The sequence below is a fragment of the Sphingomonas aestuarii genome (assembly GCF_054457155.1).
Genome location: NZ_JBTKVV010000003.1, coordinates 294,963 through 319,563, shown reverse-complemented (window position 1 = coordinate 319,563; position 24,601 = coordinate 294,963). Strand labels below are relative to the sequence as shown.

General features: G+C 65.3%; 25 protein-coding genes. 3 read left to right on the top strand and 22 right to left on the bottom strand.

Annotated elements, in window-relative coordinates:
- Positions 1-190: 190 nt before the first annotated feature.
- On the top strand, positions 191-316 hold the full coding sequence (locus ACX0GZ_RS07470; RefSeq protein WP_458814938.1) for an entericidin A/B family lipoprotein: 126 nt from the start codon (positions 191-193) through the stop codon (positions 314-316).
- Between the two features lie 48 nt (positions 317-364).
- Here ACX0GZ_RS07470 and tatC read toward each other — a convergent pair whose 3' ends face one another.
- From tatC to ACX0GZ_RS07375, 19 genes are all read right to left on the bottom strand, one after another.
- Positions 365-1,132 carry a twin-arginine translocase subunit TatC gene (gene tatC / locus ACX0GZ_RS07465; protein WP_458814936.1) on the bottom strand — a complete coding sequence of 256 codons (768 nt, stop codon included), beginning with the start codon at positions 1,130-1,132 and terminating at the stop codon, positions 365-367.
- Positions 1,129-1,545 (bottom strand): Sec-independent protein translocase protein TatB, encoded by a 417-nt coding sequence (tatB, locus tag ACX0GZ_RS07460; RefSeq protein WP_458814934.1) that lies wholly within the window; start codon positions 1,543-1,545, stop codon positions 1,129-1,131. The genes tatC and tatB overlap by 4 nt, the downstream gene beginning before the upstream one ends.
- A gap of 159 nt (positions 1,546-1,704) precedes the next feature.
- Complete coding sequence (locus ACX0GZ_RS07455) at positions 1,705-1,986, bottom strand: twin-arginine translocase TatA/TatE family subunit (protein ID WP_458814932.1); 282 nt, start codon at positions 1,984-1,986, stop codon at positions 1,705-1,707.
- A 27-nt stretch (positions 1,987-2,013) separates the two neighbouring features.
- Positions 2,014-2,598, bottom strand: coding sequence for an SMC-Scp complex subunit ScpB (scpB, locus tag ACX0GZ_RS07450; RefSeq protein WP_458814930.1), 585 nt, complete (start codon positions 2,596-2,598; stop codon positions 2,014-2,016).
- Positions 2,595-3,320 (bottom strand): segregation and condensation protein A, encoded by a 726-nt coding sequence (locus ACX0GZ_RS07445; protein WP_458814928.1) that lies wholly within the window; start codon positions 3,318-3,320, stop codon positions 2,595-2,597. Before ACX0GZ_RS07445 ends, scpB begins: the two co-directional genes overlap by 4 nt.
- Before the next feature lie 36 nt (positions 3,321-3,356).
- Positions 3,357-3,884: a hypothetical protein gene (locus ACX0GZ_RS07440; RefSeq protein ID WP_458814926.1), complete on the bottom strand. Its 528-nt coding sequence runs from the start codon at positions 3,882-3,884 to the stop codon at positions 3,357-3,359.
- A gap of 95 nt (positions 3,885-3,979) precedes the next feature.
- Positions 3,980-4,987, bottom strand: a complete 1,008-nt coding sequence (locus ACX0GZ_RS07435) for a glycoside hydrolase family 3 N-terminal domain-containing protein (protein WP_458814924.1) — start codon at positions 4,985-4,987, stop codon at positions 3,980-3,982.
- Positions 4,988-5,234: 247 nt separating this feature from the next.
- Complete coding sequence (locus ACX0GZ_RS07430; RefSeq protein ID WP_458814922.1) at positions 5,235-5,990, bottom strand: SPOR domain-containing protein; 756 nt, start codon at positions 5,988-5,990, stop codon at positions 5,235-5,237.
- Positions 5,990-7,714 (bottom strand): arginine--tRNA ligase, encoded by a 1,725-nt coding sequence (gene argS / locus ACX0GZ_RS07425; RefSeq protein ID WP_458814920.1) that lies wholly within the window; start codon positions 7,712-7,714, stop codon positions 5,990-5,992. Before argS ends, ACX0GZ_RS07430 begins: the two co-directional genes overlap by 1 nt.
- 40 nt (positions 7,715-7,754) lie before the next feature.
- Positions 7,755-8,663, bottom strand: coding sequence for an EamA family transporter RarD (gene rarD, locus ACX0GZ_RS07420; protein WP_458814918.1), 909 nt, complete (start codon positions 8,661-8,663; stop codon positions 7,755-7,757).
- 56 nt (positions 8,664-8,719) lie between these two features.
- Complete coding sequence (locus tag ACX0GZ_RS07415; RefSeq protein WP_458814916.1) at positions 8,720-11,518, bottom strand: DUF3857 domain-containing protein; 2,799 nt, start codon at positions 11,516-11,518, stop codon at positions 8,720-8,722.
- A 165-nt stretch (positions 11,519-11,683) separates the two neighbouring features.
- Positions 11,684-13,618 (bottom strand): excinuclease ABC subunit UvrC, encoded by a 1,935-nt coding sequence (gene uvrC, locus ACX0GZ_RS07410; protein ID WP_458814914.1) that lies wholly within the window; start codon positions 13,616-13,618, stop codon positions 11,684-11,686.
- Positions 13,619-13,660: 42 nt separating this feature from the next.
- Positions 13,661-13,981, bottom strand: a complete 321-nt coding sequence (locus ACX0GZ_RS07405; RefSeq protein ID WP_458815268.1) for a DMT family transporter — start codon at positions 13,979-13,981, stop codon at positions 13,661-13,663.
- Between the two features lie 126 nt (positions 13,982-14,107).
- Positions 14,108-15,988, bottom strand: a complete 1,881-nt coding sequence (locus ACX0GZ_RS07400) for a CHASE3 domain-containing protein (RefSeq protein ID WP_458814912.1) — start codon at positions 15,986-15,988, stop codon at positions 14,108-14,110.
- Positions 15,989-16,247: 259 nt separating this feature from the next.
- Entirely contained in the window at positions 16,248-16,892 is a 645-nt protein-coding gene (locus ACX0GZ_RS07395; protein WP_458814910.1) for a F0F1 ATP synthase subunit B family protein, read from the bottom strand.
- The gene (locus tag ACX0GZ_RS07390; RefSeq protein ID WP_458814908.1) at positions 16,885-17,379 is read right to left on the bottom strand and encodes a F0F1 ATP synthase subunit B family protein; all 495 of its coding nucleotides are present in this window, start codon (positions 17,377-17,379) and stop codon (positions 16,885-16,887) included. The genes ACX0GZ_RS07395 and ACX0GZ_RS07390 overlap by 8 nt, the downstream gene beginning before the upstream one ends.
- A gap of 72 nt (positions 17,380-17,451) precedes the next feature.
- A complete protein-coding gene (locus tag ACX0GZ_RS07385; protein ID WP_055927075.1) occupies positions 17,452-17,679 on the bottom strand; it encodes a F0F1 ATP synthase subunit C in 228 nt (75 codons plus the stop codon).
- Between the two features lie 56 nt (positions 17,680-17,735).
- Positions 17,736-18,515, bottom strand: a complete 780-nt coding sequence (locus ACX0GZ_RS07380; RefSeq protein WP_458814906.1) for a F0F1 ATP synthase subunit A — start codon at positions 18,513-18,515, stop codon at positions 17,736-17,738.
- 43 nt (positions 18,516-18,558) lie between these two features.
- On the bottom strand, positions 18,559-18,876 hold the full coding sequence (locus ACX0GZ_RS07375; RefSeq protein WP_458814904.1) for an AtpZ/AtpI family protein: 318 nt from the start codon (positions 18,874-18,876) through the stop codon (positions 18,559-18,561).
- A 146-nt stretch (positions 18,877-19,022) separates the two neighbouring features.
- Here ACX0GZ_RS07375 and ACX0GZ_RS07370 point away from each other — a divergent pair, with 146 nt between their 5' ends.
- A complete protein-coding gene (locus tag ACX0GZ_RS07370; RefSeq protein ID WP_458814902.1) occupies positions 19,023-19,760 on the top strand; it encodes a hypothetical protein in 738 nt (245 codons plus the stop codon).
- A gap of 188 nt (positions 19,761-19,948) precedes the next feature.
- On the opposite strand, the gene ACX0GZ_RS07365 is transcribed toward ACX0GZ_RS07370, so the two are convergent.
- From ACX0GZ_RS07365 to ACX0GZ_RS07355, 3 genes are read right to left on the bottom strand one after another with little or no spacing between them, the layout of a single operon-like run.
- Positions 19,949-20,335, bottom strand: a complete 387-nt coding sequence (locus ACX0GZ_RS07365) for a YdbL family probable chaperone protein (protein ID WP_458814900.1) — start codon at positions 20,333-20,335, stop codon at positions 19,949-19,951.
- Positions 20,335-20,541 carry a YnbE family lipoprotein gene (locus tag ACX0GZ_RS07360; RefSeq protein WP_458814898.1) on the bottom strand — a complete coding sequence of 69 codons (207 nt, stop codon included), beginning with the start codon at positions 20,539-20,541 and terminating at the stop codon, positions 20,335-20,337. Before ACX0GZ_RS07360 ends, ACX0GZ_RS07365 begins: the two co-directional genes overlap by 1 nt.
- Positions 20,538-23,687, bottom strand: coding sequence for a YdbH domain-containing protein (locus ACX0GZ_RS07355; RefSeq protein ID WP_458814896.1), 3,150 nt, complete (start codon positions 23,685-23,687; stop codon positions 20,538-20,540). Before ACX0GZ_RS07355 ends, ACX0GZ_RS07360 begins: the two co-directional genes overlap by 4 nt.
- Before the next feature lie 173 nt (positions 23,688-23,860).
- Here ACX0GZ_RS07355 and radC point away from each other — a divergent pair, with 173 nt between their 5' ends.
- On the top strand, positions 23,861-24,544 hold the full coding sequence (gene radC, locus ACX0GZ_RS07350; protein ID WP_458814894.1) for a RadC family protein: 684 nt from the start codon (positions 23,861-23,863) through the stop codon (positions 24,542-24,544).
- The last annotated feature ends 57 nt before the right edge of the window (positions 24,545-24,601 follow it).

The following is a 24,601-nucleotide window of genomic DNA, read 5'->3' as shown; positions in this document are numbered from 1 at the left end:
TGCCCCCCCGCTCTCGCTATCCAAGACATAGGCCCGGAAGCGTCCACCCCTCCCCCCCCCGGTGACGCTTTCGGGCCTTAATCGTTTCCGACAGCCAAGCTCTTGTATTTGCGGTGAACCGTTAAGCGCGCGGAACGACTCCGCGTGGCGAGCATTGATCCACCGCAACAGAGGTTTTCGGAGATAGACCATGCGTAAGATGATCGGGATTGCCATTGCCGCCAGCGCGTTCCTTGTGAGCGCATGCAACACCGTTCAGGGTGTCGGTCGCGACGTTCAGTCGGCAGGCGAAGCCGTCGAAGACGTCGCCAACTAAGCGGTTGTGCAAAAAAGGGCCGTCGCGAGCTTTCGCGGCGGCCCTTTTCTATGCGTCGGCTTCTTCGGCCTGCGCGCGCGCCGCTTCGCGCTTGCGGGTGATGCGGATGCCGATCAGCGCGATTTCGTACAGCAGGATCAGCGGCACCGCGAGCAGGAACTGCGACACGACATCGGGCGGTGTCAGCACCGCCGCCAGCACGAAGGCGACGACGATCGCATAGCGCCGCGCCGATTTGAGCTGAGCCAGCGTCACGATCCCTGAGCGTTCGAGCAGCATCAGCAGCACCGGGAGCAGAAAGCTGATCCCGAACGCGAACAGGAACTGCATGATGAACGACAGATAATTGCCCACAGACGGCAGTGCGTCCTGCTGAATCCCGCCCATGTCGCCCTGATATTGCAGCAGGAAGGTGAGCGCGGTCGGGATCGCAACGAAATAGGCGAAGGACGCGCCGCCGATGAACAGCACCGGCGTCGCGAGCAGGAACGGCAGCAGCGCGCGCTTTTCACGTTTGTAGAGGCCTGGTGCCACGAACTGCCACAACTGGTTGGCGAGCACGGGGAAAGACAGCATGATCGCCGCGAAGAACGCGACCTTCACCTGCACCAGAAACGCCTCGAACAACTGGGTATAGATCACCCGCTCCTGTCCGGCGGCGACCAGCGGCTGGACGAGAAACGCAAAGATTTCCTCGGCGAAATAAAAGGCGCCGAAAAAGGTCAGCAGCAACGCCGCAACACAATAGAGCAGGCGACGCCGCAACTCGATCAGATGGTCGAGCAACGGCGCTTCGGTCGAATCGATGTCCTTCACGGCAGCTTGTCCGTGTCAGGAGCCACCCGCGCCGGCGGATCGAGCGGCAATTCGGGATCGTCGCGGATCACGGGCCGTGCGACCTGGGCGGGTTGGTCGTCGTCGCTATCCGTTGCAGGTGCCGCAGGGTCGGGCGCCGGCAGCGCGGCGGGTTCGGGGTCGGGATGGTGTGCGGTGGGCGGATGTTCGCGCATGATCCGCTCATTCTCCGCCTTCCACTTCTTCTCCATCTCCTCCAGTTCGGCCTCGCGCATCATCGTATCGATGCCGCTGCGGAAATGCGCCGCGGTCCGCTTGGCCTTGCCGACCCAGTTGCCGACGAAGCGCATCGCTTTCGGCAAATCCTTGGGACCGATCACCAGCAACGCGATAATCGCGATCAGCAGCAATTCGGTCGGGGCGACGTCGAGCATGAACGGCCTTTAGGCTGTGGTGACATCCGGTTTAAGCATTATTGGTCATTCCCGCGAAGGCGGGAATCCATAACCCATGCCGGTGCTTATGGATTCCCGCCTTCGCGGGAATGACGGCTTAAATTACTTTTGGTTCGCCCAATCCAATGTCGACCTACCTCAGCGCTGACCGACGTCGCGCGGATCGTCGCGGGCGGGCGTCGCAACCGGATCGACGGGCCGCGGCTCGGCATAGGGCTCGACGGGTCGCGGGTCGGCGGCGCGCGGTGCTTCGATCCGGCTCGGCTCGACGGGCTTCTCGTCTTCCTCGGCCATGCCCTTCTTGAAATTCTTGATGCCCTTGGCGACGTCGCCCATCATGTTCGAAAAGCGGCTGCCGCCGAACAGCAGGATCACGATGATCCCGACGATCAGCCAATGCATCAGGCTGAAACTACCCATGAGAATTCTCCTAGACTTGGCCCCTATCTAGGCGGAGTCGGCGTCGGTTTCCACCTCTAAGCCTTCGCCCAGTCCTTCGAATGCGAGATCGACCGGATCGAGCAGCCCCGCCGCACGCAGATCGTCGATACCCGGCAAGTCGCGCCGCGATTGCAACCCGAAATGGCTGAGGAATTCGGGCGTGGTGGCATAGGTCAGCGGACGGCCCGGCACGTCGCGGCGGCCCGCGGGTCGCGCCCAGCCCGCCTCCATCAGCACATCCAGCGTGCCTTTCGAAATCTGCACCCCCCGGATCGCCTCGATCTCGGCGCGCGTCACCGGCTCGTGATAGGCGATGATCGCCAGCGTCTCGATTCCCGCGCGGCTCAACTTGCGCGGCTCCTCGCGGTCGCGACGCAGGAAATTGGCAAGGTCGGGCGCAGTTTCGAAATGCCAGCGGTCGCCGCGCTTGACCAGATGGATGCCGCGCGCCGAATAATCCTCGACCAGCGCATCGAGTGCCGCGCGGACATCGACCGCGTCACCGACATAGGCGCGGATTTCGGCCACCGTCATCGGCGCATCGGCGGCGAACAACACCGCCTCCACCGCGCGCCTGGTCTCATCGGTCATGGGGCGGCCTTCAGATAGAGCGGCGCGAAGGCCGATTGCTGCTGCATCTCCAGCTTCCCCTGCCGCGCGAGTTCGAGCGCCGCGACGAAGGACGAGGCCAGTGCCGACTTGCGATACGCCCCCGCCGCCTCGCCGGGCAGGAAGCGTTCGATCGCGGTCCATTCGATCGCGGTTCCCAGCATTGCAGACACCCGCTCGAGTGCGGTCTCCAGCGTCATCACCGGACGAGTGGCGACGACGTGCAGCACGGGGCGCGTGCGCGCCGAAATCCGGCCATAAGCGGCGATCAGGTCATAGATTTCGGCCTGCCACAGGCTCTTGCGCACCACCCGCAGTCCCTCGGGCGCGGCGCGGGTGAACACATCACGGCCGATCCGGTCGCGCGCGATCAGCCGTGCCCCCGCCTCGCGCATTGCATTCAGCCGTTCGAGCCGCAGTTGCAACCGCAGCGCGAGTTCCTCAGGGCTCGGCTCGACGGCGGGATCGCGCGGCAGCAACAGCCCCGATTTCAGGTAGGCGAGCCACGCCGCCATCACCAGATAATCGGCCGCGACCTCCAGCTTCACCGCCCGCGCGCCATCGATAAACGCCAGATATTGCTCGACCAGTTCGAGGATCGAAAGTGCACGCAAATCGACCTTCTGCGTCCGCGCCAGCGCAAGCAACAGATCGAGCGGCCCATCCCACCCGTCGATATCGATCGTGAGCGTTTCGTTGTTCACGGGCGCGAGCCTAGCGGAAGGGTGCGCTAGAGACGTTCAAGCTAGTCTGCGTCCATGATTTCGTAGCGCCGCGTTAGTTCTTGCGCGGTCGATCTCGCGTTGCTGCTCATCAAGTTGTAACAGCGTAGTCGGGCCGCCCTCTGTTCTCGGGACGAAACATTCGACGGGCCTGTAAATATTGGAGCAAACTGGGCACTTCGCCTGGATGATGACGTTGTCCTGCCTCAGTTGGACCAGCCGCCCCTCTTTAGCTTCGCATCTTGGGCAAATCGGAAACCCTGAAGGCACACCGCTATCGTTTTTGAAGAACTTGTAATCGCCGGGACCGACGTAGAGATCGCGCTGCTGCTCGAAGCTATCCTTTAGTCGGATAATTTCCCGGTCCTGCTCAGCCATCTTTTCTTTGGCATCAGCCATAGCAAGTTTGGCGTCGGTAAGCGCGCCAATTAGGTCTGATATTTGAATTTTATAAGTTGCCTCGTCATAGCTTTTTTCGACCTCGCGAAGCGTCTTGGCGATCCCAAGCGCAGACGTCACAGCCGCAATTCCAGAAATAATGTCCATGCCGTCTGTTCCTAACGACGATAGTCTCATTTTATTGTAGAGGTTAAGCGAGCACGGCCCAACACCAAATATCAACACAGCCAACCGATGGTGGGCTAGAGTAACGCCAGCAACTCGTCCCGCTTGGCGACCAGTTCCGACATCTCGCCCCCGTCCACGCCCCCCGCAACCGTCGCCATCGCCGCATCCAGCCGTTCGCGCGACTTGGCCCCCATCTCGCCCAGCCGCGACGCGATCTCCACCATCTCGTCCATCCGCGCCCAGCAATCGAGCACGAGGTCGCAGCCTGCTGCCACCGCGCGCGCCGCCTTCTCCCCCGCGGTGCCCGACAGCGCCTTCATGTCGATATCGTCGGTCATCAACAGCCCGTCGAAACCGATGCGACCACGGATCACTTGCTCGATGATCGTCTTCGACAGCGACGCGGGGTTTTCCGCGTCCCAGGCGGTGAACATCAGGTGGCAGGTCATGCCCATCGGTGCCCAGTTGAGCGTGCGGAACGGCGCGATATCGGCTTCCAGTTCGGCGTCGCTCGCATCGACGACGGGCAGTTCGTAATGGCTGTCGACACGCGCGCGCCCATGGCCGGGCATGTGTTTGACCACGCCGACCAAGCCGCCCGATTTCAGCCCGTCGAGCGTTGCGCGGCCAAGGGCAGCCACCCGCATCGGATCGCTGCCGAGCGCGCGGGACGCGACGGCGGGCGTCGTATCCGGCAGCGCGAGGTCGAGCAGCGGCAGGCAATCGACATTGACCCCGACTTCGCTGAGCATCAGCCCCAGCGCATGGCCGTTCGCCCGCGCCGCCTCAATCGCGGAGGACGGTGCCAGGTCATAGAGCCGATCGAACGCCGGGCCTGCCGGAAATTCGGGCCATTCGGGCGGCTGCATCCGCGCGACGCGACCGCCCTCTTGATCGATCAGGATCGGCACATCATTGCGTTCGGTAAGATCGCGCAAACTGTCGGTCAGCGCGCGCATCTGGGCGCGGGTTTCGCAATTGCGTTTGAACAGGATGAAGCCCGCGGGCTCGCTATCGGCGAAGAAGGCGCGCTCGTCGGGGGTAAGCACCGGGCCGGACAGGCCGAAGATCACGGGTTTCATGCGCACGGTTTAGCGCGGTGGTGGAGGTGTGGCGAGGGGGGCACGTGTCCTGTGCCCGTTCGTTTCGAGCGAAGTCGAGAAACGCTTAGCAAGCGCCAAGATCACGTTTCTCGATTTCGCTCGAAACGGACGGGGGGAAGGAAGATCATTGGCCCCCTACCTCCCACCCGTCATTGCGAGCGCAGCGAAGCAATCCAGAACCACACAGGCTATACTGGATTGCGTCGCTACGCTCGCAATGACGAAATCAGCTACCCGCCACGAAACAGGGCTCGCCCGCGACCTTCAGCTTGCCGCACAGCTCACGCGCCTGCGCGGCGCTGCCTGCATTGACCCGCAACCGGAACACGGTGCGGCCATCGACCTCGGCCTTTTCCACCGCCTTGCCCAGCGGTGCGAGATACGAAAACCGGCTCGACAATTGTTTCCACGCACCGTTCGCCCCGCCTTCGCTGGGGAACGAGCCGAGCTGGACGACCGATCCTCCCGCCGTCCCGCGCGCGGTCGGGGGCGCGGCCTGCACCGGTGCGCGCGCTTCGAGCCTACCCTGCGCCTGCGGCACATTGGCGACGACCCGCTTCGATCCGGCGACCTCGGGCGGCGGGGCCTTTTGCTGGACCGTGCCCTGCACCGGCGCTTCGGGAACCGCGGCCAGATCAACGGAGCCGTTGCTCGCGCCGCCTTCGCTGGTGACGAACACCTGGTCGCCCTTGCCCGCAACGGCCATGCCGCCGGGCTGGTCGGGCTTGGTCTTGTAGTCGCCCTCGGGCGCGGCGATCAGTTCGCCGGTGCCGCCGGGACCGCCGCCGGGCTGGTTGGCCCACCACCAGGCGAACGCCGCCGCACCGATGATCGCGACCGCAACGACGAACAGCAACAGCCCGCGCCGCTGTCCGCCGCCCTCGCCATAATCCTCGCCCGCGGATTCAAGCCACGGAAGGCCGTCATCACGCCGGGTGGTCTCGCGCCACCCATCGCTTACCCCGCCCCTGCCGTCGCTCATCAATTCATCTCCGTCGCAGCCTCCACGCCCATGACGCTGAGACCATTTCGGATAATTTGCCCGATCGCGTTCGCCATGAAAAGCCGTGCGCTGCTCAGGCCCGGATTGTCCGCAATCAGCGTCCGGCGATCGGGGCGGTCGTTGCCGACATTCCAGGCCGCATGGAAGTCCGCCGCCAAGTCATAGAGATAAAAGGCGATTCTGTGCGGCTCTCGCGCCAGTGCCGCACTCTCGACGATGCGCGGGAACTGCGCGGCGCGCTTCACCAGCGCCAACTCCTCTGTATCAAGCAGGGACAGGTGCTGAGCATTGGCCACGACCTGTGCCTCTGCGGCACGGCGGTTGAGCGAGGCGATTCGCGCGTGCGCGTACTGGACGTAGAAGACCGGATTGTCCTTCGACGCCTCGACCACCTTGGCAAAATCGAAGTCCATCTGGGCATCGGCCTTGCGCGTCAGCATGGTGAAGCGGACCACATCCTTGCCGACTTCGCGCACGACATCGGCCAGCGTGACGAAATTGCCCGAGCGTTTGGACATCTTGACCGGCTCGCCGCCGCGCAGCAGCCGGACCATCTGGACCAGCTTCACGTCGAACCGCGTCTTGCCTTCGGTCAGCGCCGCGACCGCGGCGACGATGCGCTTGACCGTGCCCGCATGGTCCGCGCCCCAGATGTCGATCAGTTCGTCGGCACTCTGCGCCTTCTGGAAATGATAGGCGAGGTCGGCGCCGAAATAGGTCCAGCTGCCGTTCGACTTCCTGATTGGGCGATCCTGATCGTCGCCGAATTGGGTCGAACGGAACAGCGGCAGTTCGACCGGTTCCCAATCCTCGGGCGTCTCGCCCTTGGGCGCCTCCAGCACGCCGTCATAGACGAGGTTGCGTTCGCGGAGCCACGCTTCGGCGGCTTCGGGCTTGCCCGCGGCCTGCAATTCGGCCTCCGACGAGAACAGGTCGTGATGGATGCCCAGCAGCGCCAGGTCGTCGCGGATCATCACCAGCATCGCGGCAACCGCTTCCTTGCGGAACCGGTCGAGCCATTCACCCTCCGGCGCGCTCACGAACCGGTCGCCATGCTCGGCGGCGAGCTTTTCGCCGACAGGCTTCAGATATTCGCCGGGATACAGGCCTTCGGGAATCTCGATCGTCTCGCCCAGCGCCTCGCGGTAGCGCAGGTGCGCCGACCGCGCGAGGACATCGACCTGACCGCCCGCATCGTTGACATAATATTCGCGGATCACCTTGTGCCCCGCCCATTCGAGCAGGGACGCCAGCGCATCGCCGACCACCGCGCCGCGGCAATGGCCCATATGCATCGGGCCGGTGGGGTTGGCGGAGACATATTCGATGTTGACCGTGCGTCCCGCGCCCATGTCGGACTTGCCATACGCGTCGCCCGCCGCGTCGATCGCGCGGAGTTCGTCGCGCCACACATCGTCGCGCAGGCTCAGATTGATGAAGCCTGGGCCCGCCACCGACACGCTGGCAACCGCGTCGATCTTGCCCAGTTCGGTCGCGATCTTCTCCGCGAGCGCGCGCGGGTTCGTGCCCGCGGGCTTGGCCAGCACCATCGCCGCGTTGGTCGCCAGATCGCCGTGGCTGGCATCGCGCGGCGGCTCGACCGTGACGGCGCGGCGGTTGAGGTCGGCGGGCAGATCGCCGGTGGAGACAAGCGTGTCGAGCGCAGCATCGATATGCGCGGCAAAGCGGGTGTAGAGCGTCATGGCCGGCGCATAGACCAAGCCGGGCGGGTGCGCAAAAGCCCTATGCGGCAGGCACCGGTCGCGGCTTCCTGACCGACGACAGTACGTAGAGCGCAAGCCCCGCCCAGATCAGCGCGAAACAGACGATATGCGCGGTCGTCATCGCCTCCCCGAACACCGTGATCGCCAGCACGAATTGCAGCGTCGGCGCCAGATATTGCAGCAACCCAAGCGTGGAATAGGGCAACAACCGCGCCGCGCCCGCGAACAGCAGCAACGGCACCGCCGTCACCGCGCCCGCCAGCACCAGCAGCGCCGTCAGCCCCGGCGCATCGCCGAACACCAGCGCGTCGTTGCTCGCCAGCCACGCCATATAGGCAAGCGCGAACGGGGTAAGCAGCGCGGTCTCCACCGTCAGCCCTTCGAGCGATTCGACCGGCGCGATCTTGCGCATCAGCCCGTAGAGCCCGAACGAAAAGGCCAGCGAAAGGCTGATCCACAGCCCCGTCCCCGCGCCGCTCGCCAGCACCGCGACCCCCACGGCGGCGAGCGCGACCGCCGCCATCTGCATCCGCTTCAACCGCTCGCCCAGCACGACGACGCCCAGCAGCACATTGACCAGCGGATTGAGGAAATAGCCCAAGCTCGCGCCAAGCACATGCCCGTTCTGCACCGCCCAGATGTAGATCAGCCAGTTGACCGAAATCAGCGCGGCGCTGATCGCGAGCAGGCCCAGTGTGCGGGGGTTGCGCAGCACCGCCACCAGCTTCCCGAACCGCCCGGCGACCGCCAGGATGCCGATCAGCAGCGCCAGCGACCACACGACCCGATCGGCGACGATCTCCCCCGCCGTCACGCCCGCCAACAGCAGGAAGTAAAGCGGCAGGAACCCCCAGATCAGATAGGCGCCCAGCCCGAACCCAAGCCCGCGACGGTCGAGGCTGGTGGTGGAGGTCGCGGGCGCTTGCATGGCGTGGCGCTACGCCTTGCTGCGCATGCGAACAAGGCAGAAAGCCTATCCGTGGCTCAGCCTTTCGGTTTCACGCCCCAGCGATCGTAATCCTCCGCGATCCGGGGCGACAGGATCCGGGCGACGTCCAGATCGCGTTTCGCCCCGCTGGCGTCGCCGCGATGAGACAACACGATCCCGCGCAGATAGACCGCGGCGGGCATGTCGGGAACGATATCGAGTGCGGCGTTCAGATCGGCGAGCGCATCGTCCATCCGGCCCAGACGGAAATAGACCATCGCCCGGCTGTCGAGCGCGGCGGCCGGATTCTCGGCAAGCGTGATCGCGCGGGTGCAGTCGTCGAGCGCGGCGTCGAGCGAGACATTCTGCGTCCCCTTCAGCCAGCAGCGATTGTTGAGCATGGTCGCGTCGCGCGGCGAGGCAGCGATCGCCGAATCGAGCGCATCGACTGCGTCGTCGACCGCGCCGCCCCGTGCCAGCACCGTCGCCTTCAGGGCCAGGAAGTTGCGCCCTTCCTCGTCATCGGGCGATGTGCGGGAATCGACCAGCGCCAATGCGCCGTCGCCATCGCCGGTTTCGGCGCGCAACGTCGCGAGCGCGTGGATCGCGTCGGCGGCGCTGCCGTCGAGTTGGTGGGCCGCATCGAAATCGGCCATCGCTTTTGCGTCGTCGCCCAGCGTCCGATAGTGGCCCCCGCGGTTCAGCCGATATTGCGGCTTGTCATCGATCGCGATTGCCGCGGTCAGGTCATCGATCGCCCCCTTCGTGTCGCGGATGCGCGCGCGAAACCAGGCGCGGTTGGACAAAAGCGCACTGTCGTCAGGCGATTGCGCGATATCGGCCGCATAGGCCGCCAGGATCGGCGCGAAACGTCCGTCGCCGCGTCCTCGCTCGACCTGTTGCCAGGTCGGCGTCTGTTCGCTGGACACCGCATAAACGAGATCGGATTTGGCGCGGGCAACGGCCTGGCGCGTCGCCGCCAGCTCGGCGGTCGCGACTTCCGCCCCGGTCGCCGCCTGATGCTCACGGATCGTCAACACGCCGCTGTCGAGCGATACCGCACGGCCCATTTGCAGACCAACGATGGTCGCGGACCAGTCCGGCGTCCCCTCGATCCGCACATCGTCCGGCATCCGGGTTCGCGTGGTGACGACCATCCGTGACGGCTCTCCCGTAGCGACCGGGATGTTGCGCCAACTGCCGCGCGTGCGATCGGGCGCGAATTTCAGATTGCCGAGCAGATATTCGATCGCGATCCGTTTTTCGGCCCCTTTCCGCGTCCAGCCCGGATAGGTCACGCCCGACGCGGTCAATGTCGCCGTCGCGGCCTCGCCATCATAGTGAACCTTCTCGCCGAACACCGTGCCGGTCCCGACATAGGGGCGGATCAGGGCGCTCGTCGCCTCCGCCAGCTGCTCGCGCGATCCCTGACTGCCCAGTTGCTGCAACTGTTGCGCAGGCTGGCCGCGAAACGTCATCCGGATCGTGAACGGTGCAGGAAAATCCACGCCCGCACGCTGATCGAGTTCCAGCAACGTATCGATGTCGGCGCGGTGCGGCGCGCGCAGTTCGACCGGCATCAGATCGGCACCATCCGTGCGCAGCGGCAACACATGCCGGAACGGCAGCGCGTCACCGATATCCGCCAACCGGTCCCCGGAACGCGTCCCGTCGAGCCACAGCGATTCCCCGCCGATATCGGCGCGGACGATGACATGGTCGAACGCCGCCGCGCTCGGCAGCCGCTTCGTCACGAAATCGCCCATCTCGGTATGGGCCAGCACGGCTTCGGCTTCGATGTCCATCTCGCGCAGCATCGCGAGCAGCAGCAACGTCTTGGCCTTGCAGTCGCCATAGCGCAGCGACCAGGTCTGGGTCGGCGATTGGGGTATGTAATTGCCCCCTGCCATGCCGTTGAAGAGATACCGGATTTCGTCCTGAACGAATTGCAGCGCCAGCGCGGCACGGGTGCGCGGATCGCTGCTCTTGCCCGTGATCTTCGCGACCTCGGCAGCCAGCGGGCTGCCCGCTGCGATCAACCCTGCGGTCGCATAATGCGGCGCCATCGTCCGCGACACCGCATTCCAGTCGGCAAAGGTCGTCGCCTCCACGATCGGCAGCGGGCGATACCGCATGGGCGCGTCGGTCGGCAGGTCGGGCGACTTGTCGAGCGTGCCGACAAATTCGATCTCCTCGAAGCCGGCTGTCCTGCTTTGGCGTGGCGTGACCCCTTCGGCCAGCGCGCGCCATTTCAGCGGCACGCCTTCCGGCCAGAGCACGCGAACCCGCGCGAAATCGGTGCGCGCCGGATGACCGATCAACGGCGCGACGGTCTGCGCCTGACCCTTCAGCGCCTCGTCCTTGTTGGTGACCGAAGAGGTGATGCGAAGCACATCGCCGACACGCAGACCCTGAACCGTCATGGTTGCGGTCAGCATGCCGGTCATCTGAAGCTGTTCGAGCTGTTCCTCGCGCTGGAGGACCGCAAAGCGCTCGCCCTTGGCCAGCAGGTCGATCGTCTCTCCCGCGCGCAGAATTTCCGCGCGATGGATCACCAGTTCGCCGTGGTGCGGTTGCCAGGGGAGCTGGATCGTCCCGGCCTGATTCACGACCTGGGCCGAGGCCATGCGGAGCGCCTGATCGGCGTAGATGGTCACGCGCCCATCCTCGAACCGGTGCTGCTGGTCGAGAATCAGAAGCACCGGCGATTCGGCGTCCAGCTTGGCAAGATCGATCGCGGGCGCCGGTTTCACCCATTCGGGCGCTGCACGATAGACCGGCGTTTCGTTGGCAATGGCCGCCGATGCACCGACACTCGCCACCAACGCGGCCGTTACCCCAATCCCCCAACGCATTCCGATTGCCCCCGAATTTCCCCTCTTGTCCCTCAACCTATCGGACGGATGGCAGGGGTCAACCGATGACGGTCATGATCGGCAGGAAACTAGGGGAGGTCGATCCGGGGAGCGTCGGCAACGCGCGGGAGCGCCGCGGCCTCGCTCAAATCGATCCGCCGAACGTCAACGGCTGTGATAGAAGTCGTACACCAGCTGCGCGACTGCCGCCGACACGCCGGGGGCCTGCTGCAAATCCTTCAGGCTGGCGTTGCGGACCGCGCGACCGGTGCCGAAATGCATCAGCAGCGCTTTCTTGCGCGCAGGTCCGATGCCGGGAACCTCGTCGAGCGGACTCGCGCCGATCGCCTTGGCACGCTTCTGGCGATGCGCGCCGATCGCGAAGCGGTGGACCTCGTCGCGGAGCCGCTGGAGGTAGAAGAGCACCGGCGCGTTGACCGGCAACTGGAACTCGCGCCCGTCCATCAGGTGAAAGACCTCGCGCCCGTCGCGCCCGTGATGGGGGCCTTTGGCGATGCCGACGACGCAGACATCCTCGATCCCCAGTTCCTCGAGCACCTCGGTCACCGCGTTCAACTGCCCGCGTCCGCCATCGACCAGCACCAGATCGGGCCAGTCGCCCCAAGAATCCTTGGCGTCGCGGTCGGGGTCTTCGGCCTGCGCGCGGGCGAAGCGGCGCGAAAAAACCTCGCGCATCATCGCGTAATCGTCGCCGGGCTTCGTCTCCGATCGCTTGATGTTGAACTTGCGATACTGGCCCTTGCGAAACCCCTCCGGCCCGGCGACGACCATCGCGCCCAGCGCGTTCGTCCCCTGAATATGGCTGTTGTCGTAAATCTCGATCCGGTCGGGCGGCTCGGCCAGACCGAACAGCTCGGCGACCTCGCGCAGCAGTTTCGCCTGGGTCGTGCTCTCGGCATTGTGGCGGTCGAGCGCTTCCTCGGCATTGCGCTTCGCCTGGTCAAGCAGCCGCTTGCGGTCACCGCGCTGCGGCACCGAGATCGTCACCTTGTAGGTCGCGCGCTCGGCCAGCGCCTGCTGCACCACCTCGGCCTCGGGCAGGTCGCGATCGACGAACACGTTCCGCGCGGGCGGCACTTCCTCGTAAAATTGCATCAGGAAGCTTTGCAGCACTTCCTCTTCCGGCACGTCGGCGGTGTGCGCGGGAAAGAAGCTGCGATGCCCCCAATTCTGGCCGCCGCGGATGAAGAATGCCTGGATGCCCATATGGCCGTACTTGTTGGCGAGCGCGAAGATGTCGGCGTCGCCCACCCCTTCGGCATTGATCGCCTGAGTCCCCTGAATAAAGGTCAGCGCCTTCAACCGGTCGCGCAGCACCGCGGCCAGCTCGAAATCCATATTCTCGGCGGCGGCCTGCATCTGCGCGCCCAGCTTGGTCTGCACCTGGGTCGATTTGCCGCCCAGAAACGCCTTCGCATCGGCGACCAGTTCGGCGTAATCCTCCTTCGAGATGCGATCAACGCACGGCGCGGAACACCGTTTGATCTGATGCAGCAGGCAGGGCCGGTCGCGCGTGTTGAAAAAACTGTCGGTGCAGCTTCGCAGCAGGAACAGTTTCTGCAGCGCGTTGAGCGTCTGGTTGACCGACCCGGCGCTGGCGAACGGGCCGTAGTAATTGCCCTTTGCCCGCCGCGCCCCGCGATGTTTCTGCACGCGCGGAAAGTCGTGGTCGGCGCGCAGCAGGATGAAGGGAAAGCTTTTGTCGTCGCGCAAAAGCACGTTGTAGGCGGGGCGGTAACGCTTGATCAGCTGCGCCTCGAGCAGCAGCGCCTCCGCCTCGTTGTTGGTGGTGACGATCGTCATGGCGCGGGTCTGCGAGACCATCCGCTGGAGCCGCCTGGGCATCCGCTCGACCTGAACGTAATTGGCGACGCGGTTCTTAAGCGCGCGCGCCTTGCCGACATAGAGCACGTCGCCACGCGCATCCTGCATCCGATATACACCGGGTCGCGCGGGCAGCGTCTTCAGCACGTTGCGGATCGCCGCCACCCCGGCGGCCAGATCGGGCTTGTCCGATCCGCGCACGGTATAGGTGGCTTTTTCCTCGTTGAACCGGTCGGGGGTGTTGGGCGACGACATCGGCCCCGATTTAGGGAGGGCTCGCGAATTAGGCCAGTCGCATCACGCCGCGGCGGTCAGCTTGGTCCCGATCACGCCGATGACGATCAGCGCCATGAACATGCCCTGCACCGGCGATATCCTGTCCCCGAACAGCACCGTGCTGGCGATGATGACCCCCACCGCGCCCAGCCCGGTCCACACGGCATAAGCGGTGCCTGCCGGAATGCCGCGCATGGCCAGCGCCAGCAGGCCCATGTTCACGAAGCTGAGCGTGATCGGCACGATCGCGGCCAGCCAAGTCCCCTTGTCCCCCGCCCATTTCAGGCTGAGCGCCCAGCAGATTTCGGTGAAGACGGCGATGAACAGGATGACCCAGGCCATGTGGCGGTTACTCATTTAGGAAGAAGGAAGGACCAGAAAACCCGTTCATATCGAGCGAAGTCGAGAAACGCGCGCTTGGCGCTCGGGACACGTTTCTCGACTTCGCCCGAAACGAACGGATGGAAATTATTTCGCGCTCGGTTCGCCCATCGTCGCCACCTCGGCGTCGATCACCGCGCGGACTTTCACCGCGAGTTCGGCAATCGTGAATGGTTTGGGCAGGAACGCCACGTCATGGTCGAGCATCCCGTTATGGACGATCGCGTTCTTGGTGTAGCCGGTGGTGTAGAGCACCTTGAGCCCCGGCCGCTTCGCGCGAGCCGCCTCCGCCAGCAGCCGCCCGTTCATGTCGGGCATGATGACGTCGGTGAACAGCAGGTCGATCCGCGGTTGCAGTTCGAGCACGGTCAGCGCCTGATTGGCGTCCGACGCCTGCACCACCAGATAGCCGAGTTCACGCAGCGCATCGACCGACATGTGGCGAACGCGGTCTTCGTCCTCGACCACCAGCACGATCTCGTCGGGCTTTGCGCGCGGCAGTTCGGCGTAGGCCTTGCCGTCCTCGACATTGGCTGCTTCCCCAAAATGGCGCGGCAGATAGAGCTTGACCGTCGTGCCCACGCCGATCTCGGAATAGATCTTCACATGGCCGCCCGACTGTTTGACGAAGCCGAACACCTGGCTCAACCCCAGCCCGGTGCCCTTGCCGACGCCCTTGGTCGTGTAGAACGGATCGAACGCGCGCTCGATCACCTCGGGCGGCATGCCGGTGCCGCTGTCGGTGACCGACACCATGACATATTGTCCGGGTTCGACTTCGTTATGGTCGGCGGCATAGCGATCGTCGAGGTGCGAATTCGCCGCCTCGATCGTCAGCTTGCCGCCATCCGGCATCGCGTCGCGCCCGTTGACGCACAGGTTGAGCACCGCATTCTCGAGCTGCCCGGTATCGGCGAATGCCGGCCAGATACCGCCCGCGATCACAGTTTCGATGCGAACATTCTCGCCCAGCGTCCGGCGCAGCATTTCGGACATGCCCCCGATCAGCTTGTTGACGTCGATCGCCTTGGGCGCGAGCGGCTGCTGGCGCGAGAAAGCAAGCAGGCGCGAAGTCAGCTGCGCGGCGCGCTCGGCCCCCTCCATCGCATTGTCGATACACGGCAGCGCCTTGTCCGGTCCCTGTTCGATCCGCCGCTTGGCGAGGTCGAGCGAGCCGATAACGATCGCCAGCATATTGTTGAAATCATGCGCGATGCCGCCGGTCAGCTGGCCGATCGATTCCATCTTCTGCAACTGGCGCAGCTGGCCCTCGACCGTTTCGCGATTGGCGGCTTCCTCGCTCAAGCGTGCGTTCGTCTGCTCCAGCGCATCGCGCGCGGCGGATGCCGCGATCAGCCGCCGTCGTACGTCGCGCACCGCGAACCAGGCCAATGCGGTTGCGGCAAGCGCACACAGCACCAGCAACGTGCCCAGCATCCACGCCTTCCACGTCGCATCATCGGCGCGTGCGGCGACCAACGCGATCTGGCGGTCGCGCATTTCGGTGACGAGGGCGCGTGCGTCGTCCATGATCGACTTGCCGGCATTCAGCCGCGCGATCACCAGTTCGCGATTGCCGCCGACGCCCAACCCCAGCGTTTCCTCCGCCGCCGCCATGCGCGCTTCGGCCAGCACGCGCAGCCGGTCGACATCGTCCTGCTGTTGCTGGTTGCTCACCACGTCGTCGAGCAGTTGAAGATGCTCGGGGATCAGCTTCTGCGCCTGAAAATAGGGCGCGAGGAAATCGGCATCGCCCGTAAGCAGATAGCCGCGCTGGCCGGTTTCGGCGTCCTGCAATTTCAAAAGCACGCGGTCGAGCCGCTCCTGTGCGGTCAGCGTCCGCGCGAAATCGCCCTGCGCGCGCTGGAGATCGACGAACAGCGCGATCGTCCCGGCGACCGCAAGCAGCAGCAGCGCGAACCCCGCAACCAGGGCGATCAGCCCGCGATCGAAACGCAGTGTGGTCACGAAGCCCGCTATCCCCGATTACGCGGTTGGAAGCGCTTGCCCTTCGCTTGGGCAGGCGCATGCGTCAAGTGCGGGGATGCAAAGGTTCCCGGATCAATACCCAGCCGTCATTGCGAGCGCAGCGAAGCAATCCAGAGCGTTCCGCGCGACACTGGATTGCTTCGCTGCGCTCGCAATGACGGCTGAAAGCAATGCGGAAATGAAAAAGGCCGGACGTCCGCCCGGCCTCTTCATCATTCACATTCGGAACGAATCCCGATCAATTGAGCCGCGACAGCCCCGCGATCGTCCGATCCACCAGCGTCTTGTCGGCCGCCGCGCCGTGCTTGTCGGCGATGATCGCGGTTGCCGCGCGCGCCGCTGCGTCCGCTGCCTTGGCGCGGATTTCGGCGATCGCGGTGCGTTCGGCAGACGCGATCTTGTCCTCGGCCATCCTGGCACGTCGCGCGGTCAGTTCCGCCGCATCGACTTCGGCCTTGGCGATGATACCCTGCGCTTCGGCTTCGGCGTGTTGAACCATTTCGGCGGCCTGCGCTTCGATCGATGCGATCTTTTGCGCATATTCGTCGCGCAGCGCTTCGGCTTCGGCGCGCAGCGCCTTGGCTTCGTCCAGCCGCGCCTTGATCGCCGCGATCTGGTTGTCCAGCCCGCGCGCGATCAGCGACGGCACCTTTTTCCAGATCAGGATCGCCAGAAACACTGCCATCGCTAGCGACACGACGACGGTCGCATTGACCACGCCGAAGATCGCGGGATCGGCATAGCCCACCGGCGTATCGGTGCCCGCGGCGGTCAGCGCCTGCGCGCCGGTGTCGGGCAGGCCCATGCCTTGGCCCTTGGCGGCTTCGGAGAGGTTCGCCTGAACCTCCAGCGAACCGGCGGAGAGATTGCCCGGATTAGCCATGCGCCATCGCTGCCTTCACTGCCGAACGCGCATCGGCGTCGGTGACTTCCGCACCCGACAGACGGGCTACGATGTCGCGCGCCGCATCGGCCGCGACGGTTTCGATTTCGGCCATCGCCGCCTGCGATGCCCCGGCGATCCGCGCCTCGGCCTCGGCGATCCGCGCGGCGGTCGCCTCGTTGGCCCTGGCGACGGTCACCTCGCTGTTCGCCGACGCCTTTTGACGGGCGGCGCCGATCAGCTTCTGCGCCTCTTCACGCGCGGCGTTTTCTTCCGCGCGCCACTTTTCCTCGGTCGCGTCCGCGGCTGCGCGTGCAGCTTCGGCAGCGGCGAGGTCGTCGCTGACCATCTTGTCGCGCTTGTCCGCCGTCCCCTGAACCCTGGACGCGATGCCCCGGCCGATGACGAAATAGACGAGCCCGAACGTCACCAGCAGCCAGAAGATCTGCGAGGCGAAGGTTTCGGCGACTTGAGCGATTTGAGGCATGGTTACTTCCTGATCGTCCGCCCGGCCCGCACCCCGATGGATGCGGACCGGGAAATTCGGATGTCGTGTGGGTTACGCGACGAAGATCAGCAGCACGGCGACGACGAAGGCGAGCAGGCCGAGAAGTTCTGCTGCCGCGAAGCCGATGAACAGGCGGCCCTGCTGGCCGTCAGCCGCGCCCGGATTGCGCAGCGCGCCTTCGAGGAACTTGGCGAACACGTTGCCCACACCGAGGGCGGCGAGGCCCGCACCGATCGCTGCCAGACCGGCACCCAGCAACTTCGCTGCTTCTGCGTCCATGATAATACTCCTTTGGGATAATCTGTTTGGTTGTTGTTACGACTTGAAAACGAAACTCAGTGCAGATGCTCGGCGTCGTTGATGTACAGCGACGTCAGCAGCGCGAAGACATAGGCCTGGATGCCCGCGACCAGCAGTTCGAGCGCGGACACGCCGATCATCAGCGCAAAGCTGGGGATACCCACCAGCAGGCCCGTGCCGATCCCGGCCTGGCCACCGGCGACGACGAAACTCGCCAGCACCTTGAGCAGGATGTGTCCCGCGGTCATCGCGACGAACAGTCGCAGCGCCAGGCTGAACGGACGGACCATGAACGACACCAGCTCGATCACGAAGATGAGCGGCAAGAGCAGCATCGGCGTGCCGTGCGGCACGAACAGCGAGAAGAAGTGAAAGCCGTGCTTCCAGAAGCCGACGATCAGGACGATGCCGAAGCTGAGGATCGCGAGCACGCCGGTGACCGTGAAATGGCTGGTCACGGTGAAGGGGTGCAGACCTACAAGGCCCAGCGGAAGCAAGCCGATAAGGTTGGCGAACAGGATGAACATGAACAGCGAGAAGACATAGGGCAGATATTTCCGCCCTTCCGCGCCGATATTCGCCTTCAGCAGATTGTCGATGAAGCCGGTGAACCCCTCGACCATCATCTGCCAGCGACCGGGGACGACCTGCTGCTTCATGCCGCCGAGCATGAATGCCCACAGCGCGATCACGGTCGCGACCATCCACACCGCCGAATTGGTGACGGCGATCTGCTGCCCTGCGATCGAGAAACCTTCCCAGACGGTCTGCACCTCGAACTGGTGCATCGGGTCGATCTTGCCTTGCTCCGCCACGCTCAGTTCTAGTCCTTAAGCCATTTGACCAAAGCGCCCGAAATCACTTCGAGCGCTTGTTGGAAAGCCGGATGATGTTCCTGAAGGCGCCCGCGATCCCCAGACCGAGCAGCGCCAGCAGGAGCCACGGGGAGGTGCCCAGAAACCGGTCGAGCACCCACCCGACCAGCGCACCGCCGACCATCCCGCCGATCAGTTCGGCAAGCACGCGCTGGCCCAGACGTTCGTCGTCCTGACCCTTGTCGCGCGCCCGTCCCGACCGGATCGCCTCTTCGGTCTTCGCCTTGTCGAGCCGCTGGTTGAGCGACGTGATTCGGGCGTCCTCCGGGAGGGGGTCTAGTCCGGGCTCTTCATTCGCCATGATCGTCTCCGCAAGGCCGCGGCAAAGCGGCGCGGGCAGGGATCAGGTACGAAGGAACGAGCCCGCCAAGGCGCGGCCCGTTTAGAAACGGTCCCCCTTCGAGTCAACCTTGCCAGCGCACCACCTGTCGTCGCATTGACACGGGGATGTCGCCCCTTTGCAACAGCCTGCGCTTCGCCGCCCTGCCCGCCCTCGCGCTGCTCGCCGCCTGCGGGGATGCAAGCGATGCGGACAACACCGCCGGGTCCGCCGCGAACGTTGCGGATGCCGTAACGTCAGCTGCGCCTTCGTCGGAGCCGGGCCGGGTGGTCCACACCATTGCGCCTGCCGCCCGCGACCATGCCGGGCTGGTCGCGCTGCTCGATGCCGACGCCGCACGCGGGCGCGCGGTGATGGAAGCGGCCGCCAAGGGATCGCAGGCGTCGCGCGGCTGGCGCAAGGACTGGCGCGTGACTGCCAGGACCAATCGCCTGATCGCGGTGGCCGCCGAACGCGTCGCGCCCACGCAAACGGATGCGCTGCTCCGCACCGACGCCGTGTTGTGGGATACACGCGGCGAACGCCCGCTGACCGCCGAACGCCTGTTCACCGATCCGGTCGCGGCGCTGGCGCTGATCGAGACGGGGTTCTGTGAAACGCTGGAGGCGGCCCGCGCAAGAGAACACGGCTTCGACCGCGCCCGCAGCCCCTGCCCCGGGGTGAAGGCCGGGCATTTTGCGTGGGAAGCGGGTGGCGGCGCGCTGATTACGCGACTGTCGACGCATTTCCCGGCGGAGGGTCTCGGCGAAACCGGGCCGGGTTACCGCATCACGGTGCCGGTTTCGGCGGAACTGCTCCCGCTGATCCGCACCGAATACCGTGCGGATTTCGCAGCGGGGGAGTAACCCCATCCGTCACCCCGGACTTGTTCCGGGGTCCACTATGCCGCTTACTCGGGCGTATATTTCGAGCGATCCGGATTGCCGCCCGGTGGACCCCGGAACAAGTCCGGGGTGACGGGATGAGAATCGGCCACACGAAAAAAGGCCGGAGCTTCCACCCCGGCCTCTCGCGTCCTTCAACCCTAAGCAACTCACACACAACGCGGGTCACGCTGCGGCGGCCCACTCCCGCGCGTCTGCCACGATCCGTCGGGCGCCTGATATTTCTCCCCCGGCGCCGTCCGCGCGATCAGGTTGCAGCCCGATACGAAGGCGAATTGCTCGACCGAAGCCGAATTGGCCGCGCGCCTTGTATAGGCCGCCTTGCGCTTGATGTTGATGTCGTTGACCATCGCGCGCAGCGCCGGGGTCGCCGTGCCGACGATGCCCAGATAGCCGTCAATCTGTTCGCCGACCTGCCCCGCTTCGCGCGCCGCCTCGTATGCCGGGTCGCGCTGTGCGTGCGCCACGCCGACTGCGCCGGTCGCGGCCATCGCCGCGGCCCCCAGCGTCATCAGCATCTTGGTCACCTTACGCATCAGAAAATTCCTCGATTCTGTTCGATGAGGGCCTTTGCCTCACCATCCAGTCTATACACCACTTCCTGAGTGATGTTGATGTTCAGGTTGATTTCGATCGGCTTGTCGGGCGCATTCACCGTCACGCATCCGCCAAGACCAGTCGATCCGACCGCGACCAAAGTCGCCGCCATCATCAATCCTTTCCCATTTCCTGAACCGCTCATGGCATTTCCTCGCTTTCGGGGGGCTGAACGGGATCGCCCGTTTCCATTTCGCGACGAACCGCATCCGGCACGTCGTCTTCGTTTTCGCGGCGTTCCTGCGCATCAAGCAATGCGGGCAGATTGCGTTCGATCAACCGCCGGGGATCGTAATAGCTGCGCACCGAATCGAGCAATTGCCGGAACGGCGCCTTGATCCGCAGATTGAACACGATCGGCAGCCGCGCCAGCCGCCGGGTGATGAAATTCGAACTCGCGCCCTCACCCTGGCTGACCCCGGCAAAGCGGATCGCGGTCACCATTTCGCCGGCGATCGGGCCGTCGATGCTGATCGCCAGATTCTGATAATCGAGCGATTTCAGCGCATCGAACGCGAGATTGCCCCAGGTGCCGAGATTTTCCTGACTGATCTCACCGACATAGGCGACGTTGCCGCCCCCTTCCCGCGCCACCAGCTTGCCGCCCTCGATCCGCCCGCCGCGCTCGTCGAAGATCATCGGCAGTTCGCCGTCGAAAATGCCGGTGACGAGCAGATTGTCGAATTCGAATTGCTGGACGAACTGCGCGGCATCGACTCCCTCGACGCGGAAGGTCATGCGCCGCTCGGTCGTCTGCGAAAAGTCGAGCAGCGTCGGTTCGAGGATCATCCTGCCCCCGGCGAGCGGCCATTCGCCGCCAAGCACCTGGACCTTCTGGTCGCCGATCAGTTGATAGCGGACGATCCCGTTTTCGACCGCGATTCCCGGATTGACCACCGCGATCGCCGCCGACTGTCCGGGGGCGGAGACAAGGTTCAGGAGATCGGTGAACTCGATCTTTCCCGAAATCCCTTCGACCGGCCCGAACGCGGCGGCCAAATCCATGTTCTCGGTGGCGAACACTCCGGTCGAGGTCACGGCTTGCGGCGACCAGGCGATCCGCGCATCGCCCGCGATGGCGCCCTGCACATCGGCGATCACGCCGAAGGTCAGGCGAGTCAGCTCCTCCGGCTGGAAGTCGTCGCTGAAGGTGATGCCGGTGACGTCCAGATTGGCCTCGCCCGCCCCTGCGCCCAGATCGTGGACGATATCGATATCGGCGACCTTCACGCGCTTGTCGGGATTGATGAGCACCCCGGTCGCACGGATGTCGTTGCCGCGTAAGCTCAGCGCGACATTCTCGCCGCGCAGCGGCACGAAGCGCGGGTCGGGCGCGGCATCGGCGACCATCAGCGTGCCGCCGACGCTCAGCAACCCGTCCGCCAGCGACCAGTCGCCCGCCGCCTCCGACAGCAGCAGCGGCACATTGCCGATCTGGCCCGCTCCGCCCGCATAGCGACCGTCAATCCGCCCGCCGACCACGCGCCCGTCGAGGTCGGCGATATCGAGCCGTGAGACCCGCTCGCTCGCGCCCAGCCGCGTCTCGACGCCCGACAGCGCAAACCGGTTGTCGGCCAGGAAATAGCGCGCCGCCTGTGTCGCGATCGTCACCGGCGTTCCGCCCAGCCGCCCGCCCAATCGCGTGTTCGCCAGCCGCATTCCGCCGCTCATCGCGCGACCATCCAGCCGCACCATCGCCGATCCTTCGGGGCAAACCGTCATCCGCGACGGATCGAGCGTCAGCCCGGACACCTGCAACCGCTGAAACGCCACCGGCACACATCCCGGATTGACGGTCAGCGCCGTTCCACCGCCCCAGCGCGCGTCGATCGGCATCACCAGCCCATCCACGCGGCCGCCTGAAAATGGTCCCGACAGGGTCGCGCGCGTGGTAATCCGCGTCCGCCCATCGGCCGTCGCGGAGAAATCGACGGGCGTCATCGCCAGCGCTGCGCCGTTGGCGGCATAGGGGGACAGAATTGCGGTCCCGGTGACCGGCGCGAAAGGTGCAGCCTGCGCCATTCGCACCACACCCTGCGGCAAGCCACCGCCCGCCAGCGTCAACATGCCGTCGAGCGTCATGCCCGCGCGGCGCTCACCGCCCCAGCGATAGCGCACACCCTGTCCGTCGGACACGGTCGCGCGCGCACCGCTGGCGGCATTGGCATCGAGCCGCGCCAGCCGGAACTCGCCCTCACCGCCCACCAGCCGCGCCTGGATCTCGCTGGTGAAATCAAACCGTCGTCCTGCCGCGACCAGCGCGCGGCCCAGCTCGATCGCCAGCGGCGCGACCGGCGTGCCTTGCGCCGCCGACAGCGAGGATGCGATGCGCCGGACGCTGGCGGGGGCCAAGCTCGCGCCCCGCGCGCCCACCCCGCCCTGCCAGGTCAGCCCGCGCGTTCCCGCCCGATAGCGTCCATCGACCGACAGCGCCGCCCCGCTCACGCCCTCAACCGCAAAGCCGCGCGACGCGAGGTCCACCGCACCCGTCGTCGCCTGCGCGCTGCCCGAAAAGCTGACCGTGCCGGTAATTCCGTCGACTCGTTGCCTACCCATCGACGCGCGTTGCACCTGCATCCGCGCAGTGCCCTGCCAGCGATCAAGCGCCTCGCCCAGCGTCGCGTTCAGTGCGATCTCGACGAACCGGGCCTGCGCCTCTCCGCATCCGAACGATGCCGCACGCAGCGGGCCGTTCAGCGTCGGCCGCGCATCCTCGATGGTGATTTCCGCCGTCGTCGCGACGCGCTCGCCGATGCAATTGCCAATCTCCAGCCGCTCGGACACCGCCGCCGCGCGGCCTGCAAAGCCATCGTTCAGCCGCCCTGCCCCCGCCAGCTTGACGCCTACCAGTCCGTAAGGCGTCTCCAGCCGCATCCGCGCATCCGCGACATCGGCATTGATGTCGGGCAGCGAAAACGGCTTGCCCGATGGCGGCGGCAGCAATTTGTCGATCTCACCCAACGCCAGCTTGCCGTCGACCAGCCGCCCGCGAATCCGCACTTGGCCCGCGCGTACCCCGGTCACCTCGATCCCACCCAGATCGATGCTGGTCTGCACCTCGACCCAATCGGCGACCAGATCGGGGCGGGCGGGATCGCCGATCACCAGATCGGTCAGCCGCTGGGTGCCGAACCCGATCTGATCGATGACATAGGTGGCCTCGACATCGCGCTTGGCAAGTTCGGACTCGACGAAATTCTCGGCAATGCCGTGGCGCTGGGTCCACACGCCGATCATCGCTGCCAGCGACACGCCCGCAAAGGCGAACGCGATCTTGCGACGACGCGACATGGGAGGCCAGGCAATCCGTCCTTCACGGATCGCCTCCCCCAGATCTTCCGGCTCATCGCTCAACCGCGGCTACTTCCCTCTCGACACAAACAGCCTTCGTCACGACCTCAAGGCTTCAGGTCAAGCACTTGCGATTGCACGACGCCGTCGGCTCGCTTAATCCTCATTCCTGCATGAACGTTCCCGAAACCGGTAATTCAGGCCATCGCCAGCGATTGCGCGCGCGTCTGTTCGAACGCGAAGGGTCGGGCCTGCTCGACCACGAACTGATCGAATATCTCCTCGCGCTCGCGATTCCGCGCAAGGACACCAAGCCGCTGGCAAAGGCGCTGCTCCACCAGTTCGGTGGCATCGGCGGGGTGATGGCAGCGGATGCGGAGGCGCTGATGCGCGTCCCAGGCATGGGCGAAACCTCGGTCGCGGCAATCCGCATCGCCCACGCCACCGCCATGCGGATGCTGGCGGCGCGGGTAGCGGAGCAGCCGATCCTGTCCAACTGGCAGACGCTGATCGACTATCTCCATGCCGACATGGCGTATCAGGTGACCGAGCGCATTCGCATCCTCCACCTGAATACCGCCAACCGCCTGATCCGCGACGAGCTGGTGGCCGAAGGGTCGATCGACCAGGCCGCCCTCCATGTCCGCGAAGTCATCCGCCGCGCGATCGATCTGGGCACCGCGTCGATGATCCTGGTTCACAACCACCCCTCGGGCGATCCCAAGCCCAGCCGCGCCGATATCGATTTGACAAAGGCGATCGTCCAGGCGGGCAAGCATTTGGGCATCGCGGTCCACGACCATGTCATCATCGGCGCGAGCGGGCACAGCAGTATGCGGGCGATGGGGTTGCTGTAACGGACCTCTCGCCAACCCCGCGGCCATTGCAAGCACAGCGAAGCAATCCAGCGTGCA